The 17,986-nt window shown below is 69.1% G+C and carries 16 protein-coding genes; 11 read left to right on the top strand and 5 right to left on the bottom strand.

The window, feature by feature from the left end; genetic code table 11:
• Positions 1 to 394 precede the first annotated feature (394 nt).
• The 4 genes from ACZ4IF_RS15390 to ACZ4IF_RS15405 all read left to right on the top strand — a co-directional run bounded on the left by ACZ4IF_RS15390 (position 395) and on the right by ACZ4IF_RS15405 (position 4,146).
• Entirely contained in the window at positions 395 to 985 is a 591-nt protein-coding gene (locus tag ACZ4IF_RS15390) for a hypothetical protein (RefSeq protein WP_467563056.1), read from the top strand.
• Positions 986 to 1,293: 308 nt separating this feature from the next.
• On the top strand, positions 1,294 to 2,901 hold the full coding sequence (locus tag ACZ4IF_RS15395; RefSeq protein WP_467563058.1) for a M48 family metallopeptidase: 1,608 nt from the start codon (positions 1,294 to 1,296) through the stop codon (positions 2,899 to 2,901).
• Between the two features lie 361 nt (positions 2,902 to 3,262).
• Positions 3,263 to 3,463, top strand: coding sequence for a hypothetical protein (locus tag ACZ4IF_RS15400; RefSeq protein WP_467563060.1), 201 nt, complete (start codon positions 3,263 to 3,265; stop codon positions 3,461 to 3,463).
• Positions 3,464 to 3,480: 17 nt separating this feature from the next.
• The gene (locus ACZ4IF_RS15405; RefSeq protein WP_467563062.1) at positions 3,481 to 4,146 is read left to right on the top strand and encodes a hypothetical protein; all 666 of its coding nucleotides are present in this window, start codon (positions 3,481 to 3,483) and stop codon (positions 4,144 to 4,146) included.
• A gap of 47 nt (positions 4,147 to 4,193) precedes the next feature.
• On the opposite strand, the gene ACZ4IF_RS15410 is transcribed toward ACZ4IF_RS15405, so the two are convergent.
• Positions 4,194 to 4,946: a phosphotransferase family protein gene (locus tag ACZ4IF_RS15410; RefSeq protein WP_467563064.1), complete on the bottom strand. Its 753-nt coding sequence runs from the start codon at positions 4,944 to 4,946 to the stop codon at positions 4,194 to 4,196.
• A 125-nt stretch (positions 4,947 to 5,071) separates the two neighbouring features.
• Positions 5,072 to 5,251: a hypothetical protein gene (locus ACZ4IF_RS15415; RefSeq protein ID WP_467563066.1), complete on the bottom strand. Its 180-nt coding sequence runs from the start codon at positions 5,249 to 5,251 to the stop codon at positions 5,072 to 5,074.
• 290 nt (positions 5,252 to 5,541) lie between these two features.
• Between ACZ4IF_RS15415 and ACZ4IF_RS15420 the strand changes: the two genes are divergently transcribed.
• The 5 genes from ACZ4IF_RS15420 to ACZ4IF_RS15440 all read left to right on the top strand — a co-directional run bounded on the left by ACZ4IF_RS15420 (position 5,542) and on the right by ACZ4IF_RS15440 (position 11,177).
• Positions 5,542 to 5,676: a hypothetical protein gene (locus ACZ4IF_RS15420; RefSeq protein ID WP_467563068.1), complete on the top strand. Its 135-nt coding sequence runs from the start codon at positions 5,542 to 5,544 to the stop codon at positions 5,674 to 5,676.
• 1,720 nt (positions 5,677 to 7,396) lie between these two features.
• Positions 7,397 to 7,921 carry a DUF1877 domain-containing protein gene (locus ACZ4IF_RS15425; protein WP_467563070.1) on the top strand — a complete coding sequence of 175 codons (525 nt, stop codon included), beginning with the start codon at positions 7,397 to 7,399 and terminating at the stop codon, positions 7,919 to 7,921.
• 133 nt (positions 7,922 to 8,054) lie between these two features.
• A complete protein-coding gene (locus ACZ4IF_RS15430; protein WP_467563072.1) occupies positions 8,055 to 8,717 on the top strand; it encodes a hypothetical protein in 663 nt (220 codons plus the stop codon).
• Between the two features lie 709 nt (positions 8,718 to 9,426).
• Positions 9,427 to 10,215: a hypothetical protein gene (locus tag ACZ4IF_RS15435; RefSeq protein ID WP_467563074.1), complete on the top strand. Its 789-nt coding sequence runs from the start codon at positions 9,427 to 9,429 to the stop codon at positions 10,213 to 10,215.
• 110 nt (positions 10,216 to 10,325) lie between these two features.
• Entirely contained in the window at positions 10,326 to 11,177 is an 852-nt protein-coding gene (locus ACZ4IF_RS15440) for a class I SAM-dependent methyltransferase (protein ID WP_467563076.1), read from the top strand.
• 113 nt (positions 11,178 to 11,290) lie between these two features.
• On the opposite strand, the gene ACZ4IF_RS15445 is transcribed toward ACZ4IF_RS15440, so the two are convergent.
• The 3 genes from ACZ4IF_RS15445 to abc-f all read right to left on the bottom strand — a co-directional run bounded on the left by ACZ4IF_RS15445 (position 11,291) and on the right by abc-f (position 15,610).
• Positions 11,291 to 11,800, bottom strand: coding sequence for a YcxB family protein (locus ACZ4IF_RS15445; RefSeq protein ID WP_467563685.1), 510 nt, complete (start codon positions 11,798 to 11,800; stop codon positions 11,291 to 11,293).
• A 439-nt stretch (positions 11,801 to 12,239) separates the two neighbouring features.
• The gene (locus ACZ4IF_RS15450) at positions 12,240 to 13,895 is read right to left on the bottom strand and encodes an ABC-F family ATP-binding cassette domain-containing protein (protein WP_467563078.1); all 1,656 of its coding nucleotides are present in this window, start codon (positions 13,893 to 13,895) and stop codon (positions 12,240 to 12,242) included.
• A gap of 80 nt (positions 13,896 to 13,975) precedes the next feature.
• Positions 13,976 to 15,610 (bottom strand): ribosomal protection-like ABC-F family protein, encoded by a 1,635-nt coding sequence (gene abc-f, locus ACZ4IF_RS15455; RefSeq protein ID WP_467563080.1) that lies wholly within the window; start codon positions 15,608 to 15,610, stop codon positions 13,976 to 13,978.
• Positions 15,611 to 16,269: 659 nt separating this feature from the next.
• Here abc-f and ACZ4IF_RS15460 point away from each other — a divergent pair.
• Positions 16,270 to 16,968 carry a hypothetical protein gene (locus tag ACZ4IF_RS15460; protein ID WP_467563082.1) on the top strand — a complete coding sequence of 233 codons (699 nt, stop codon included), beginning with the start codon at positions 16,270 to 16,272 and terminating at the stop codon, positions 16,966 to 16,968.
• Positions 16,969 to 17,213: 245 nt separating this feature from the next.
• On the top strand, positions 17,214 to 17,849 hold the full coding sequence (locus ACZ4IF_RS15465) for a hypothetical protein (protein ID WP_467563084.1): 636 nt from the start codon (positions 17,214 to 17,216) through the stop codon (positions 17,847 to 17,849).
• Positions 17,850 to 17,986: the final 137 nt, after the last annotated feature.

A 17,986-nucleotide genomic window follows, 5' to 3' on the forward strand; every position in this document is an offset into this window, starting at 1 on the left:
GCCCTGTCTTCATGCGTCGACCGCCAGAAGATCACCCCGGCGAGAAACCTGTTCGACTTGCACGTTCCGTGATCGGTTGAGACACGGCTTCTGACCGCAGGCGATCCCCGTGCCAGCGCCGAGGTCTGGGGAGGTTCGCATGATGCCGAGCAACTGGGCTACCCCTGGCCACCGGCCGACCCCCTGGTCATGTGAAGGGCAGGAAGGGGCGGGGTTCGGCCTTCCCCTGTCGTAGGGCATGCACTCGCAACCGCCATCCCGTGGGAAGCGTGACCGTGCGGGTGGGGAATTACGTGACGCTGATCGTGTGGATCGCGGGGAAAGGCGTGACCGCTGACAGCCCCGGCGGAAACCCGATTGCAGCGCATTTTTGCCCCGTGTGAGAGTGGGGCGCATGGGTAACTCACAGGCGTATCCCGTCTTCCGCACCAGTGACGCCGTCGAGGCATGGACGCAGGCGCTGCGCCTGAAAGCTCTGCTGGAGTATCACGACGACAAGGTGACCCTGATGGCCGAGGTGCTGACTGTCGAGGACACGCGGCGGATGGCGGCGGTGCTCCCCGACGCCGAGTTCCACTACGTCGATCCCCCGATGGACCCCGTGACACATGACTACGCGGAGTTCAGCTTGACGATCACCACCGCGGAGGACTCCGCGCTGGAGCCGGAGCTGCCTCTGGAGACCCTGCACTACGTTGAGGCCGGCACCCTGGAGGAGCGGTTCGTGCGAGCCGTCGGGAAGGGAATGGCCTCGATCGGTTGGGGCGGCAGATGGCCGGACGACGCCGAGGCGGAGCGGCCCGGCGTCGCCAAATACGACGGCGTGGAGGTCTTCTTCAACGGTGACGAGATCGACTGGTCTCGGCCGGCCGACCACCACACCGTCTTCGTCCACGTGGATAAGTGGGGCGATCTTCCACGGGCGGAGAAACTCGCCGCACACCTCGGCAGCACCGTGCTGGGAGACGCCCAGGTCGGCTGGTGAGGAGCGCGGCTCCATCAGTCCGGTCGACCCCTTGAAACTGCTGGACTGGAAAGGTCTGTGAACGCGGCTTGGCGTGGATCATCAAGGCGCGTTCACACACCGCATCAGTGGTGCTGTAGTTGTTCGCACCCAGGAGTGGGTTCTTCCCGCCTCCAGGGCCGTGGCCGACGGTCTGGCGGGCTCTGCGGCAGCGCGCGTCCATCTCGGTCGATCGGGAGCGGCGGAACCCGGCCGTCGGACTGCGGGTAGTATCCGCGAGCGCTTCTGGCGTGTTCGGGCTGGTGAACCATGTGGGTGGGGGTTTCTCAATGACGTTTCGGCTGCGCGCTGTCCGCGCGTTCGCGTTGCTGCTCGGCTTCTTCCTCATGGGCGTGGTTCTGCTGTCGGCCACGGCGGTGTTCGACTGGCTCGTGATGACACGGCTGGTCACCGCGCGGGCCGCCTGGGTCCAGGGCATGGTTCTGACCGTCACCGTCCTGCTGGCGGCGGCGATTGTGCGTGGCTTCTTCGCCTTTCTACGGGCCGGCCGTCTGGGTCCGGTCCCCCACGCGGTGCCGGTCATTCCTCAGCAGCAGCCCGAGCTGTGGGAACAGGTACGGGCCGCTGCCGAAGTGACGGGGCAGCGGCCGCCGGACGAGCTCTACCTGGTCGCCGAGGTCAACGCGGGGGTTGCCGAACAGAGCCGCCTGCTGGGACTGCTGCACGGACGACGCCGTATGTTCCTGGGCCTGCCGCTGCTCGCCGGGCTGACCGTCCCGCAGCTGCGTGCCGTCCTCGCTCACGAGTTCGGGCACTACGGCAACCTCGACACCCGGCTCGGGGGTGTCACGATGCGCGGCCGGGAAGCACTGATGCACACGGTTGAGGCATTTCAGGAGGGCGGCACCAGGCTGCACCACGCGATCGGCGCCCTGTACGTCGGCTACGCCCGGATGTTTCTGCGGACCACGCAGTCCGTGGCTCGCCACCAGGAGCTCGCCGCAGACCAGATGGCGGCCCGGTACGCGGGCCGTGAGGCGACGGCCGCTGCGCTACGCACCCTTCCGGTGCTCGACGGCGCGTACACCCACTACCTGGAGACCTACGCCGCGATGGGCAGCTCGCTGGGCGCCCTACCGCCCGTCGGCGAGGTGCACGGCGGTTTTCGTCGGTTGCTCGCCGCCCGGACCGGGGAGCGGCTCGCTGCGCTCTCCGCCGGTCAGCGGCCGCCGCGGCCGCACCCATACGACTCGCACCCTCCGACAGCCGAACGGATCGCCCTGATCGAAAAGCTGCCCGACGACGACCGACCGGACCGGTCGACCGATGAGACGGTCGGGCTGACCCTGCTGCGCGACTCGGACCAGGTGTTCGCCGCGCTGGAGGCGTGCACGCTGTCGCAGGAGTCGGCGAGGCTGCGGCGCATGAGTTGGGACGATCTCACCATGGCCCGCGCGATCACCGACGCCGAGGTCTGGTCCCGGCCGCTGCGGGTCGCCGTGGCCAGGGCGCTTCGTTCCTCGGCGCACGACGCAGGTGGCACGGTGACCGTACGCCGAGATGCCACGACGGGCGAGGTGGCCGACGACCTCTTGCCCAACTTGGAGGAGATACTCGACGCGTTCGACCGCGGCCTGCTCTGGATGGAGGTCGCCGACCGCATGCCCAAACCTCATCAGGCGGCGCGACTGATCGGGCCGTCCGCCCGCAACTTCATTCGCCCCAGGATCTTCGACGGGCTCGCGGGCATGGTCCACCTGCGCCTCGCTGAGTCCGGACACGCCAAGCCTGACATCGGCTGGTCGGGGCAGCCCGGACTGATCCTCCCCGAGTCGTGGGAGAAGGGCATGGACGACGCCATCGACGCGGCCGTCGCCGACACGCCCGACACCGCTCCACTGCGCACCCTGCTCGCCCCCCGCCGCCTCCCTGCATAGCCGCCGTGCGACCGGACTTCCGGTCGCGATCGCCGGTCAATGAAGCGATCCTTGTCGGCTTCAACAATTGGCTTTGCGAGCGCGGCTTGACATGGACAGCCAAGCCGCGTTCACAGATCTCTGCCGGTGTCTGAGGCGAGGCTACGGCGCTTCCTCGCGATGTCACCCGTCGAAACGGCCCCATTCGACGGAGGCGTTGACCAGAAGGGCGAGGGCACCGCGATGCGTGGCGCCTGCCCAGGCACTGGACCCGCTGTCCCCTCCTTCGTCTGAGACATGCTGGACGAGTCCGGGAGCCTCGTAGAAGCTCGTGGGAGCCCAAGGCCAGAACGGGCGCAGGGGCACAGGGAGAAGTCCATCGGTGAGCCGGTCGATCACCCGCGACGGCGGGCACCCCCACGCGGGTCCACACGGAGACGACCGGGGACACATCTTCCACTCGAACTACTCCACCTTCCGTACGGCCCGTTTCTCCCCCTCCGGCCGAACGATCGCCGTAGCGACGAGCAGCGACCTCTCCCTGTGGACCCGCAGTACGGACAACGGTCATGCCGACGGCTGAGACGAGCCCGGGTTCGGGTGGAAGACCAGAAGGAGACCGAGTTGAGCGTCACAGGAGTGTGGATCGTCGGCGCGGTGCCTGAACAGGAGGTACGGGATTTGCTGAGGGCTCGGGGCCAGGACCCGGCGCCGACAACGGTGCACTGTGACGTTCCTGGGGAGCTGGCCTGGTGGCGAAGCAAGGCGCAGTCGTCCCTGTTCACTCCGTCGACGAGCTCTCCCGGCGAATGGAGCGCCGACGAGGACGCCTTCCGGCTGAGCGCCTTCTTCGACGCCTGCCACGACGGCTCCGACCACGCGGAGGAGTTGCGCGACGCGGTCATGGATCGGTTTCCTCCCGAGGTGGAGGAGGGTTTGTTCGTGGCCACAGCGCGCAAGGCCGGCCCGTTCTCCGCCTTGGCCTACGCACTGGGTCCCGATGCGACGCTGCGCCTGCCGGGCCGGTTCGGGGACTTCCTTCTCGATGCCGAGCAAGTCCGCACTCAGCTGCCCGCGGTCGAGGAGACCCTCGCCCTGAGCGGAACTCCACGTCGCGACGCGATCGCGCGCATCCACGCCTGGATGACCGGCTTGGGTGACGACCCCGATCACGACGCGGACGAGCTTCTTGACGGCCCGCTCCGCGTTCTCCGCCACGCCGCCTCCTCGGGCCATGGGGCTGCCGGCCAAGTCCGCTGGTACTGACATGGCCGAACACCGCACGTACCCCGACACGGCGTGCCCGGGCCGCCTCACATCCGGGATCTCAGCACGTCGACCTCACAGCCCGGCGCGAAGGGGTCGAAGCCGTGCTCGGTAAGCCAGCGAACCACCAGCAGGCTTCGCAAAGACCACCACGCGCGGATCACGTCGACGTCGACGTCGGCATCGGTGCCATAGCCGGCGATGACGTCGTCGAGGTGCTCCTCATGTCCGAGCGTGAAGGTGGCGAGGTCGAACAGGGCATCACCCTGGCCCGCCTCGGACCAGTCGATGATGCCCGTGACCTCGTCGCCGTCGACGAAGACGTGCTCGATCTGCAGGTCGCCGTGCGTGAACACCGGAGTCCACGGCCGGAACGCGGCCTCGGCGACCTGGCGGTTGCGGGTGACCAGGTCGGCGGGCAGGACACCGTTCGTCACGAGCGACTCGCACTCGTCGTCGAGTTCCGCCGTCAGCGCGACGATGCTCCGGCCGGCCCGGCCGGGCCGGGGTGGCAGCGGCGCGTCGTGCAACTTCCGGATCGCGGCGCCCGCCGCGGCCCACGCCGCCGGTGACCCGGTCGACGGCCCGCCGAGGTGCCCGAGCGTCGCCCCCGGAAGTGCGGCGATGGCGAGCACGGGCGGCTTCCGCCACAGGACCTCCGGGGTCGGGACCGGCGCCAGGGACATCACCTCGACCTCGACGTCGATGCGCGCCTGATCGGCGTCCACCTTCAGAAACACGTCGCCGACGCGCACTGTCGCACGCTCGGAATGGGCGACGACGACCTCGACCTCATCCATGGGCGACCAGTATCCCGGGGACGATCGCCGCCGTCGCCGGGTTTGTCGCGTGCGAATACACGGCCGACCGCTACCCAGCGCCCTCGCGCACCACACCGAGCTCTGACCAGGTCCCACCACTTGTGTCAGGAGTCCTGAGCCGGATCACCTGGCGGCGTCCACACGTCGGGTCCGCCGCCCTGCCAATCGATCAGCTCGGGGTCGTCGATCGCCGTGTCCGCCTCGGGCAGGCCCGCGAGGCGCAGGAACTCCACCAGTTCCAGCAGGTGGTAGGCCGTGCCGACCGATTCACCGCGGATCACCACTCGCCTGCCACCCTCGGGATCCGGCGAATGTACGACCACGGGCACGCACTCGGACATAGTCCCAGCCTCCCACTTCGACAGCCTGGACGGATGTCCGCGCCGCTCACTCCAGGTACCCGAGCTCCCGGTCCGGCCGGCCGTGGCTGCAGGCGGGGACGCCGTCGACCGGGGTGCGCAGCGCCTGAACCGGGCTACACCCTTCGACCTCTGGCCTGTCATGTGGCAGCCGCCGACCTGGACGTAGACCGCGGGGGCGTGTCGGTCCAGGCCCGGCTCGATGAGCCAATCCGGTGCCGGGGCTGGGCTTCGGCGCCGCTCTTGGGTTCGGCTTCGCGGCGTTCCTCGGCGGCGATCCACCGTCGGGGACGGTCGAGATCCTGCTCTCGTCGGCGTTCCAGGAAGCACAGGAGGTCGAGCCCGGATAAGCAGATTCGATCATGTGTTCGATTCTGGGCTGCCCACTGACACCACGAGGTGGACGAGCCGGCAGAAGGACGCCATGCACCTGCGAGCACTCGCCCACCTCGGGATCAGCCCCTCCCGCCTCGCCCGCGCCCCGACGTGCCGCCCCGCCGCTCCACCTGGCAGGGCTCGTCGACCCGACCTCGCCCGACCGCCGCCCCTGCTCCTCCTGCGGGAGTCGGCAACCGTCACAGCCACTCGACATCCCGGACTACGGCCTGCGACGGTGGGACTCCTGCCGCGTACGCGTGCTCGCCGGCTATCAGACACCTGGGTCGTGGCGTGAACCCCGAGCGCCACCTGCTCCTCGCCCTCGAAGGCCGGCCCGCCATGCACGGTGCCCGCCGGCGAGCACCGCTTGTCGATCCGCTGAGGCGTTCTTGCCGACCTGCCGAGCCTGCGCCACTCTCACGGGCATGACAGACAGGGAGCAGGAGGGACCGGTCGGGTGGCCACCAGAGATCGATGAGTCCGTCCTCACTGGTGAGCTGGCGGCTTTGCGCACTCCGAAACCCAAGCCGAATCCGGATCGCCCCACACGGCATGACTGCTACGCCCTGGTGCGTCATCCGGTGCAGGGTAGGGGTGATGAATACCGATGCCCGTCATGTGGGGCGGAGTACGTGGTCACACGAAAGACCTCGCCGCCCTCAACGATCATCGGCCCATGAAGCCGAGTTGTCGGTGGCGCCTCGTAGCAGGGTCGTATCCATCAGCCCATGCGGCTGCGTGATCTGAAGCCCCGCCCCGGCGTGATGCACCGGGGCGGACGGCTGTCCAACGGAGGTGTCATGGCGAACTTCAGGACGCTCGCTGAGCTCGCTGCCTGGCATGAGCGGCAAGCCGACCCGCTCGCACGCCCTCAGCGCCGTGTGGCTGCACTCGTCGAGCATCAAAGGTCCGCGGACTTCATACGCCGCATGATCGGCAACCGGGCCATCGCAAACCCCAATCGGCTCACTCTCGGTGGGGCGCTGCATCCCGAAGGGCCCGGGCTGTGGTGCGAGCGCCACGGATACCGCTGCATCTCCAGCTGGGGAGCTGGCGGTGTCATCGCACAGCGCGGCACCGAACTGCCAGTCGCCGCGGGTCTCGGAGACACTCTGGTGTGGGACGGAGAGCGGATCACTGTGGAGAATCCCGCACGGCCCGCTTGAGCCCCATCTCCCCATCGATCCACGGCAGCCAGGCCCCTTGGCGAACGCGGACGCGGCTTGGAAGCCGTGGCAGTAGCGCTGGGCGATCTCGAATTCGGAGAGGGCCCGAGTCGTCGTTCCGTGCCGAACGTGCACAAGGAAGTTGAAGTCGTTGCCACGCGCCGTGACCGCGTGCGGAGCCTGGGTACTGGGAGGCGCGGTGAGTAGCCATAGATCTTGCCCTCGTGGCGATTGATGCAACGTCCGACGGCGCTACGTTGCTCCACCCCGGCCTGGCAGGGGCCATCTGCATTCGCGAGGTCGCCCTGACTGATGTGACCGATGGCCCGGCCCCGCTGCCTCAGCACGACCGGCGCCAGAGTCTTCGGCCCCACTGATTACGACGTCGCACCCGGCTCCGGGATCGGCACCAGCCTCCTCGACTGAAGCAGCTCGCACATCACGACCGCATGAGAGCGGCAGCGCCCATACACAGCCCCCGGCAAGTAGCCGAAATTCCGGTGGACGTCGTCCGGATACTGCCGTCATGGCCGTCACCCAGCAGCTCGCCCGCATCTCGGCGGAGCACCTCGCCACCTATCGCCAGTCCGCCGGCGCGTCCCCGGACGGCGATCCCCACTGGGATCCGCCGTCGGCGGACGTCCTGGACCTGGACTGGGCGCCGGCCGTACTGGAACGGGTCGGCGAGCTGGCCGGGCTCGGCGACGTCCACCTCGACGCTCTCCGCCGGGCCACCGACGGCGACACCACAATCGACTTGGGCTTCCTCAGCACCCACCCGCACCAAATCGGCCCCTTCGGACCTGCGCCCACCGCCCTGTCCGCCACTGAGGTGGCAAGCGTCGCAGAACTACTCGCACAGATCGACATCCCCGCCCTCCTCGGCGCCTTGCCATCCGACGACCACACGGCCGGCTCCCTGATCGGCCACGGCGCCGATCACATCATCGGCGGCCCCGGGAAGTACCTGCTGCAGCACTTCAACGCCCTGCGCCAGTTCTATCTCGACGCAGCCCGGCGACAGTTGCTCGTCGTGCTCTGGTGGGACTGACCCAGCACGACACCCCAGCCGCCCCCAATCCCGTTCGAACTTCTGCGGGCCCACATCCTCACCCCTCTCATGCGGTTCTGACCGGTGCGGCACAATCGCGGTCAACTGGGAGGGCAACGGTGGGAGTGGGGACGTGGGACGTTTTGGCTCGCGAAGCCGGCGTAGGGGCATACCGAACGAGCCGGCTCTACATGCGGCGGCTGCTGAGAACCCCGGTGGCAGCGTCACAGAGATCGACCCGACGTATATCGACGACCCGAACGGCTACGTACCTCCCGAGGCAATCCGCGGCGCGTGGTTGGTGGACAGCAATGGAAAACTGACAGGTGAGTACCAGGCGAATCCCCGTCACGGGGTGCCACAGGACGACTTCAGCAAGCTCACTGACCCTGATCACTGGCTTGGCTGGCTCGGTGATGATCCCGCGACCGCCGTCCGGAAGGGCATCGAAGAGTCCTTGCGCGCCCAGGTGGCAGATGCAGTGGTCGAGTGGGTAAAGGTCCTTGAAACGCCCTGTTTTCTCACCGGTGGGCGTCGACATTCTGAGAACGACGAGTTCATATTGGTCACCCGCGCGGCACTCGCCGCGTCGTTTGCGTTGTCCGTGCGCACAACGCGGAACGGGCGTTCCATCCTCCTGGGGGTGTTCTCCTGGGCCGCGGTGAACCTCTCACCACCCGAAGTCCGCAAGGATCGGCGCTGGTTCGACCTGGGCGTCGGGCTGGACTGGGCCGGTGAACGGCTTCAACGGCGGATCTACGAGATTGACGGTGGTAACGGCACCGCTGAACGGTGAGCGGCAATGCCACTGCGAACCGGCGCTCAGAGTATCTCCGCCGCCGACCGCACCCCGCCGAACTGGCCCGCGCCCTCGCGGCCTGACGGCAGTGATTCATCGAAGGGCTCGCCTTTCCCAAGGAGACCTGGGACCCGCGGCCAGTCGCTTCGACCGCGCCGGCCCGTTTCAACTCGCCGCCGGCCCGCCGGTCTTCCGTCCCCGGCGCAACCTTCTCACCCACTCCCGAGACCGTGTCCAACTCCGCCTGGAACGCGGCGGGTTGTGGTACGCGTACGTCTCGGAACAGGGCTACGCCGACTGGTGGCCCCGCGGCCCTGCGACCTCGATCCGGTCTGCCCTGACGGGCCTGAGCGCTTCACCGGGGCGCTGACGGGTAATCACGTATGTGGCGCGACGGACAAGGCGGTGTGACCGGCAACGAGCGCGGCCGCTGTCACCCGATGTGCCACTACACTGCGCCGTGGCACCACAGGACACACACAGAGCAACTGGCCGAACGCGAACGGGGAGCGGCATGGCTACGGGAGGATGGGGGCCGGGAAACGGCCCGGGTCAACCTGGCGGTAACGGACCGGGAGGCCAGGGCGGCTGGGGCGCTCCGTACGGACCACCGCAGGGCGGCCCGTACGGTCCGCCACCACCGAATCCGGGCCCGTACCCGAACCAGCCTCCTTATCCGAACCCCTCCCCCTACGGCCCCCAGCCGGTGCGGCCCGCCGTCCGGCGCCGCCGCGGCTGCCTGTCGTTCGGCGCTCCCTTCGGGCTCGTCGGCGCGATCCTGCGTTCCGCGCACCGCGTCGCCACCAGGCTTTTCGCGCAGGAGGGTGAAGGCCGGATCGTGGACCGTGCCGTGGACCGCGTCCAGGTGGCCCGCACGATACTCGGTGCCGCCGCCACCCTCGCCCTGATCCTCGCCTACAACGTGGACCCGAACCGCTGGGAGGACGCGGCGTATGGCGGTGCCGCCCAACTCATCGTCGCCCCGTTCGTGCTGATCATCGCCGCGCCACTGGTCATCGTCGGATTCATCTACTACGCGCCCCCGCGCCTGCGGCCGCATCTGCGCTCCCGGCTGCGCGCTCCGCTCAAAGCGGTCGGCTGGTACGTGCTGACGTTGGTCGTCATCGGCGGAGTCCTCGTCCCGACGGCCCTGATCGTCAACGCCGACGACGGGAAGGACTGGTGGGAGTACATACTGGTCGTCGCCTCGATGATCGTGATCGTGTGGGGCTTTCCCTTCTTCTTCATGGCGTCGCTGTACTCGGCCCGCAGCGCCTTCAACAGCGCCCAGGTCCACCCGATGCTGCCGCCCGTCCTCACCGTGGCGCTGGTCTGGGTGTTCGCGGCCTTCAGCCTGATCGGCGACGGCCTGCCAGGGGGTCCACCGATCGTCCAGTTCTGCTCCACGCTGGGCGGACCACTGTCGGTGACCGCCGTCTCGTTGTGGGAACTGCGGCGGATGAAGAGCCGTTTCGGTGTCACCCTGCGCGCCTGATCCGGCTTCCACGAGGTCGTGGGCGGCCGGCGCGCGCATGACCGGCCGGCCACGCATGAACCTGACTCCCCTCATCGGGCCCCTTGGAATCGGTCATCTAGGCTGGCGCGATGACTGATGGGCAGGAGCGGGTGCAGCCGTCGGGCGTGTGGGCCACGGCGGTGGGGGTGGCCAGGGTGCGGGCGCTGGAGACCCAGCGGGAGAGCGCGCTGTTCCGCGACCCGCTGGCACAGGCCTTCGCCACCGCCGGCGGCCTGTGGCCCTCCTCGCCGCCGCTGCCCGATGACGAGGCCGCGCGACGCCGACGGCCGGCCGTGTCGTTCTCCATCGTCATCAGGACGAAGTTCCTCGACGACCTGTTGCAGCAGGCGTCCGCGTCCGGGGTCCGGCAGGTCGTGCTGCTCGGCACCGGCATGGACAGCCGGGCCTTCCGGATGAACTGGCCTGAGGGCACCCGGCTGTTCGAGGTCGACACCGCCGAGCCACTGGCCTTCAAGGCTTCGGTGCTGCGCCAGGAGCGGGCCGTCGCACGCTGCGAGCGGATCACCGTCGCGGTGGATCTGCGTGACGACTGGCCGGGCGCGCTGGCCGCCGCAGGGCACGACCCGGCGGAGCCGACCGTGTGGATCGCCGAAGGACTGCTGATCTATCTGCCCGAGGACGCCGTGGAGCTGCTGCTGGCCCGGATCGGCGCGCAGTCGGCGGCAGGCAGTCGGCTGGGACTGACGTTGGGCTCGCGTGGCGTGATCGAGCGCTTCGGCGCGGACGCCGCTCCCGGATCGGCGGCGTCCATGTGGGTCTCGGAGATGCCCGACGACCCCGTGGGCTGGCTGGCCGGGCACGGCTGGGAGGCTGACAGCCACACCCTGCGCGAGCGCGCTGCCGCCTACGGCCGCCCGATCAGCACCCCGCCGCGGCGCGAGGAGTGGCCCGGCGGACTGATCTCGGCCGTCCGCCGGTAGAGCGCCTCCCGGTTCCCCGGATGATCGATGGCAGGGACGCCTGATGAGTAGAGCCGGGTTCTGCGCGGCCAGTCAGTCATGCGACAGGGAAGACGTCGGAGTGCTGCCGAGTACTAGAGGCGGGTCAGGTTGCGGTCGAGGATCGCCCTCAGGGCGTCCAGTGACTCTTCGTTCTGCATCCCGCGCTTGGGCAGGATGCTGAAGCACGTCGCGTTCTTGTCGTCGCTGAACATGACGAACACGTCCTTCGTCTCCCGGAAGCGCGACTGAGCGGCCCACCTGACCGTGGTCGTGGCGCCGTCGTGCGCCGTCGTCACCCCGGACTCGTCGACGGTCGCACGGTACAGCCCATTGCGTGCTGCGACCTTGGCGAGCGAGCGCGCCTGGAGGTGGGGCGTGAAGAAGAGCAGGACCGCGAGTACGGGCAGCATCACCGTGGGGAAGACCTCAAACCTGCCCCGGGGCAGGTCGATCGCCGCGATCAGGGCGGCGAAGACGGGCATGGCGGCCATCAGCCACAGCCCCCGCCGCCCCGCAGGGCTGACCTTCCTGCGTGCCAGAAGCCCCGCCGTGAAGTCCTTCGCGGTGGGGTGGTAGGTCAGCTCAACCGTCTGCATGTCCATGTTCACGAGGCGTGATGCTACCGCCCCTGCTGACCTGCGATCGAAGGGGTTTCTGAGTGCGTTCGCATCGTAGAACGCGCGGCTGCTCGCAATCCGGGGGCAGCCCTGCTCGAAGGCCGTACAGCCGAAACGGCTGCGTTCGCGAGCACGTGGAACCGGCGGATCAGTCGTTCCCGGTCGTCGGCCGTCGTCCCGCAGCCCTCGCGACTTCTGCTGCGCCCGCCATCCCCCCAGCATCGCGTCGAACATGGCGCCCTCGGGACACAACTGGACCGCCCCGGAGACGAGTTCCAGCTGAACGCACTCGGCCAGGGTGACCTTGCGCTGATGCAGCACTCCAGACCATCCCTGCTGGGGGAAAGTCCTGCACAAGACGGGATCACCTCGGCAACACCCGTACTCAGGCTGCTACTTCGTCACGGCGTCGCAATCCCTCCGGTCAGCGAGTCTTGGTGTCGCTCGTCCGCCGGTCGGACCCAAGGGCCAGTCGAACCTCCCGGCCCTGCCACCGTCGGCGCAGCCAGCGGTCGTGGCTGGCGACCACGATGGCACCTGGTCCGGTGCCTAGTGCCTCCTCCAGTTCGTCACACAGGCGGGGGGAAAGGTGGTTCGTGGGCTCGTCGAGCAGCAGCAGGTGGGGCGGGCGGGCCACCAACAGTGCCAGCGCCAGTCGGCGGCGCTCCCCCACCGACAGCTCCCGGACCGGCCTGTCCAGGTCGTCCCCGTGCATCAGGCCGAGCGAGCCGAGCGGCACCTTCGCCGCCCGCGCCGAACCCACCGCCGCTTCATAGGTGTCGCCTACCGTGCGTTCGGGCCGTTGGAACACGGTGTCCTGAGTGAGCAGCCCCACCGTCAAGTGGCGCCGACTGTGCACCTCGCCCTCGGCCGGGAGCCGTCCCGCGAGGACGGCGAGCAGCGTCGACTTGCCGACCCCGTTGTCGCCTGTGATCAGGAGCCGATCGGTCGCCGCCACCTCCAGGGCGTCCAGTGCCAGCCGTCCCGGCACCCGTACGTCCCGCAGTGCCACCAGCGGCTCCGTGCTCTCCTCGGCCTCCCTCGCCAAGTCCGCGGCGGCGAATCGCAGGGGGCGCGGCGGCTCGGTGACCTGGGTGCGCTCCAGCTCCTCCAGCCGCCGGGTGGCGTTGCGCACCCGACGGGAGATGGAGTGCTGCACTCGGCCGGCCCGGTGGCCGTAGCCCATCTTCTCGTTGTCGACGCGGCCGCGGTCCGGGGCGACCCGGTGCGCGGTCACGCCCACCGACTCGCGCAGTTCTTCCAGTTCCTCCTGTTCCTCGGCGTACCGCCGCTCCCAGCGCCAGCGCTCGGCGTGTTTCTCGGACAGGTAGGCGCTGTAGTTGCCGCCGTAACGGACGGGTCCGTCCAGAGCCGGGTCGAGGTCGATCAGGTCGGTGCTGACGGCGTCGAGGAACGCCCGGTCGTGGCCGGCGACCACCACGGTGCCGGGCAGGGACCGGACCTGTCCCTCCAGGAAGGTGGCAGCGTCGTCGTCCAGGTGGTTGGTCGGCTCGTCCAGGAGCAGCGCGGTGGGCCGACGGATCAGCAGCGCGGCCAGGGCCAGCCGGCCGCGCTGCCCGCCGGAGAGCGAGCCGAGGCTCCGGTCGTGGCCGACGGCGCCGAGGCCGAGCCCGTCCAGGACCAGCGCGGCGCGGCGGTCGGCGTCCCAGGACTCCCGCTCCTGAGCCTGTTCGAGACGCCTGCCGTAGGTGTCGAGGAGTTCCCGGTGGCCGGGGTCGTCCTCGGGCAAGCGGGCCAACTCATCGCCGAGCCGGTCAAGTTCGGCGAGGTCCTCACGGGTCTCGCGCAGCGCCTCGTCCAGTACGGCGGCGACCGTCGAGTCCGCGTCGAACGGCATCTCCTGGTGGAGGAAGCCGAGGTCGCGGGGGCGGGTGACACGTCCCGCGTCGGGTTCGTCCACGCCGGCGAGCAGCCGCAGCAGGGTGGACTTGCCGACGCCGTCCTCCCCGATCAGGCCGATGCGGTGACCGGGAGCGGCGACGAGGGAGACGCCGTCGAGGACGCGACGGCCGCCGAGGACGCGGACGAGGTCGTGGGCGAGCAGAGCGGGTTGGGGCACGGAGTACCGTCCTGGCGTGATCGATGGTCGGCCCGCCGGGCGCATCGCCTCGGGCGCGGGCCAGGTCACACGTCGGCGGCTCACACCACCGGTGCCGCCGTCTCCCTGAGCAGCCCGTCGGCCAGCCGCAGCCAGCGGCTGATCCCGACCTCGGCGAGGAACCGCTCATCGTGGCTGACCACCATGAAGGCGCCCTGGTAGGAATTGAGCGCGCTCTCCAGCTGGCCCGCGCTGACCAGGTCGAGGTTGTTGGTGGGCTCGTCGAGCAGCAGCAGATGCGGAGCCGGCTCCGCACACAGCACACAGGCCAGGGTGGCGCGCAGCCGCTCGCCGCCGGAGAGCACACCCACCGGCAGATGGGCCCGCGCGCCCCGGAAGAGGAACCGGGCGAGCAGGTTCATCCGCTCCGCCTCGGGCCGCTCGGGCGCGAACACGGCGAAGTTCTCCGCCACCGTGCGATCCAGGTCCAGCAGGTCCAGGCGCTGCGACAGGTAGGCGATCCTCCCGTCGTTGCGCTTGATCTCCCCGCTCTCCGGGGCGAGATCGCCGGTGACCAGCCGCATCAGAGTGGTCTTGCCTGCGCCGTTGGGTCCGGTCAGCGCGATGCGCTCGGGGCCCCGGACGCTCAGGTCGAGGCCGTCGGCCGCGAACACGTCCTTGTCGCCGAGGCGGACCTGCATGCCCTCGCCGAGGAACAGGTTGCGGCCGGCGGGTACCTGGGTGTCGGGCAGCTCCAGCGTGAGCCTCTGCTCATCGCGCAGGGCCCGCCCGGCCTCGTCGAGGCGGGCCCTGGCATCGCTGACCCGGGAGGCGTGCATCGTGCCGGACCTGCCCGCGGCCTCCTGCGCGCCGCGCTTCATGGTGCCGGCGAAGATCTTGGGCAGACCGGCGTTCTTCAGGTTCTTGGCGGCGTTGCTCGCCCGGCGCTCGGCGCGCTCGCGGGCCTGCTGCAGCTCCCGCTTCTCCCGCTTCAGTTCCTGCTCGGCGTTGCGGACGTTCTTCTCGGCGACCTCCTGCTCGACGCGGACGGCCTCCTCGTACTCGGTGAAGTTGCCTCCGTACAGGCGTAGTTCGTCGCTGCCGAGTTCGGCGATGCGGTCCATGCGGTCGAGCAGCGCGCGGTCGTGGCTGACCAGGAGCAGACAGCCGTTGAAGTCGGACAGCACGTCGTAGAGCTGGTGCCGGGCCTGGAGGTCGAGGTTGTTGGTGGGCTCGTCCAGCAGGAGGATGTCGGGGCGCCCCAGCAACTGGGCGGCGAGGCCGAGGGAGACCACCTGGCCGCCGCTGAGTGTGCTCAGGCTGCGGTCCAAGGTGAGGTCGGCCAGGCCCAGGCGGTCGAGCTGGGCGCGGGTGCGCTCCTCGATGTCCCAGTCGTCACCGATGGTGGCGAAGTGCTTCACGTCGACGTCCCCGGACTCCACGGCGTCCAGGGCGCGGATCACCGCGGCGACGCCGAGCACCTCGGCGACGGTGAGGTCGCTGGTCAGGGGCAGGGTCTGCGGAAGGTAGCCGAGCCTGCCGTTCACCGACACCGAGCCCGTGGCGGGCTGCAGCTCACCGGCGATCAGCTTGAGCAGAGTGCTCTTTCCGGAGCCGTTGGGCGCGACCAGGCCCGTACGACCAGGGGTCACGGAGAAGGACAGGTCGTGGAAGACGGGGGTGTCGTCGGGCCAGGTGAAGGAGACGTTCGAGCAGACGACAGCAGCGTCGGACATGGAAGTGACCTCGAAGATACTGAGGGCAGAGCGTAGACCTCTGCCCTGGGCAGACGTGGGAGAAGGAGGTACGACGAAACGGACCACCTCGGCAGCGCTCCTGAGCGCCGGCCGGTGGCCGTCACATCCGGATCTCACCCGGAGATGTCGTCGTCACCCACCACGTCTGTAACTCCTCGATGTACGACCTATGTCGCCCGCCAGCATAGCGACCTGTTCTCATCGCCTCTTCCCATCCCCCTCCAGCGGGCCGGCAAGCGCAGGGCATCCGGACCACGATGTGCTGGACGAGACGACGACAACAGGTGCGGCGGGCGGCGTAGCTTCGCCTGAACCGACGACCGCGATCCCCTCGTCGCGGCCCGGCGGCACCCCGGCGGCCCGATCGTGCTGGTCCGAGACTGTGACAATGACGGTGTCTCGTTCGGACCACGGTCCGGCTCGGTCTGGGACTGACGTGGGTGGCCGAAGTGAGGAAGCGGAGAAGCTCCCCACCGTCAGAATCGAGAGCGGGCGGTGCCCCGCGCGAACGAGCCGAGCATTCCCTTGCCTTCCTGCGGAACTGCTCTTCGTTGCCGTTGCGTGGCCGACTGGTGCTGTGACCGGATGGTTCACCGGGTCTCGGAGCTGGTCGCGCCCAGGTCTCGTAGGCTGGGCGAATGCGCGATGACATCCTCGCTCTGTGGCCCGTCGCGTCCGCCTCCGAGACCGACTGGCTCGCCGAGCTCGCTCAGGACGACGGCCTCACCGGCTACGAGGCACCCGGGCGGCCCGACGCCGCCTGGGTGCTCGGCGGCATGTATGAGCGCGGGGAAACCGCGGAGGATTCGGTCAACGACGCCCAGAGCCGGGACGAGCACCCCGGCCCGAGTTGGAAGCGGCTGCGATGGACGGAACTGGCCTCCCGCATCGGCGATCCGGTCGTGCCGCAGGGCCTGTACCCCTGCTCTCGCTGCTTCCCCTCCGCAAAAAAGGCGGACATCCGGCCCGGTTCCATTGAATGGCCCGCCGAGGGCAGCCTTGACAGGCCGACATGGGACCAGCTGATCAGATTCCTCAGCACGCACAGCCCCGAGGGAGCGGATACCGCCTGCCTGGCGTACTACAACCCCATCGTCACGCGGGACTTCGAAAAGGGACAGGTCCGCTCGGGCCGCCTGGGCGACGCCCAGTCCCTCTTCGACCACCCGAACATCCTGTACACCCCGTCCAACCTGTGGGCCGCGGACCGCTCCTGGATCGTCTGCACCGACTACGACCTCTGGGGCACCAAAGTCTGCGGCCCCCGCCCACTGGTCGAGGCGTTGCTCTGCGACCTCGAGATCGAAGCCACCCGCCTGCCCTGGACCACCTGGTGACGTGCCGGCCCCAGCCCCGCCGGCCAGAACCGGTCCGGCAACTCCCCTCAAAGGCCTCCAGCCCGGCATCGCCGGCACCCGGACCGACCTGCCCGGCCAAAGCCCCACCACCGACAAGCCCATACGTCCGCGCCATCTCACCCACGAAGTTGGTCACGTCTCATCGAAATCTGAGCGCGTCCTCCCGCTGCACGTGAGTACGCGTACTCACGTGCAGCGGGAGCACTTGATCGCAGACTTGGCGCATGAGACGAACCTCTCCCCTGACCAGCGCCGTTGCCCGCTCCCAGCACCGCCCGCGGCTCACACTCGTGACAGCCGCTATTGCCGCTGTGGCGCTCACCGGCTGCGGAACCGAGGAGACAAGCGCCCGCGGGCCGCAAAGCAAGCCTGCCGACACTGCTGAGGTCCGTTCCAGCGCGGCCTTCACGGCGATGCTGGACGAGGTCGCGCAGTCGTGTCCCCCCAGTGCCCTGCCACAGACACCGCCGAGCGGTCCGGCGCAGACCCTGGCGCCCGGTTCGGTCGAGGTGTCGCCGGACGTGGAGCCCGTCGCGCCCACGGCAGGTCCGGAGGTGGAATTGAACGCTCGGGACTGGTGCGCGAGCTCCCTCCATGAAGAGCGCATTGCCCAGGCCCTCTGGGATCTGGTGGATCCCACCCCGACCAAGGTCAGGACGATCCTGAAGGATCTCGGCTACGTCGACGAGCGCATACACGACCTCAAGAAGTCCGGTGCGACTACACGGTTCTTCCTCGACCTGCGTGACAAGGGCGGACGGCTCTGCTTGGAGGGTTCGGCAGCCGGCAAGAACACCATTGTTGACACATGCGTAGCTCCCGCCACCGGCCCGTTCACCCCTGGAGAGCGGAAACAGTGACCGCCGGCGGCGTCATCGCAATCCGCCGCTGCGGTCCCTCGGGCTCCGGTGGGACGGGACAACGGAGGCGGCTCTGCGACCGCCGCGCAAGATCTTGCCAGAACTCAGTTCTGATGCCACCGGTCCGCTGCGGCAGC

This window comes from Streptomyces sp. NPDC025784 (genome assembly GCF_055558435.1).

Excerpts from the sequence above, each read along its gene's own strand:
- ACZ4IF_RS15410 (WP_467563064.1), bottom strand. The coding sequence starts at position 4,946 with ATGGATGAGGTCGAGGTCGTCGTCGCCCATTCCGAGCGTGCGACAGTG.
- ACZ4IF_RS15460 (WP_467563082.1), top strand. The coding sequence starts at position 16,270 with ATGCGCGATGACATCCTCGCTCTGTGGCCCGTCGCGTCCGCCTCCGAG.
- ACZ4IF_RS15445 (WP_467563685.1), bottom strand. The coding sequence starts at position 11,800 with ATGGACATGCAGACGGTTGAGCTGACCTACCACCCCACCGCGAAGGAC.
- abc-f (WP_467563080.1), bottom strand. The coding sequence starts at position 15,610 with ATGTCCGACGCTGCTGTCGTCTGCTCGAACGTCTCCTTCACCTGGCCC.
- ACZ4IF_RS15395 (WP_467563058.1), top strand. The coding sequence starts at position 1,294 with ATGACGTTTCGGCTGCGCGCTGTCCGCGCGTTCGCGTTGCTGCTCGGC.
- ACZ4IF_RS15390 (WP_467563056.1), top strand. The coding sequence starts at position 395 with ATGGGTAACTCACAGGCGTATCCCGTCTTCCGCACCAGTGACGCCGTC.
- ACZ4IF_RS15440 (WP_467563076.1), top strand. The coding sequence starts at position 10,326 with ATGACTGATGGGCAGGAGCGGGTGCAGCCGTCGGGCGTGTGGGCCACG.
- ACZ4IF_RS15465 (WP_467563084.1), top strand. The coding sequence starts at position 17,214 with ATGAGACGAACCTCTCCCCTGACCAGCGCCGTTGCCCGCTCCCAGCAC.
- ACZ4IF_RS15425 (WP_467563070.1), top strand. The coding sequence starts at position 7,397 with ATGGCCGTCACCCAGCAGCTCGCCCGCATCTCGGCGGAGCACCTCGCC.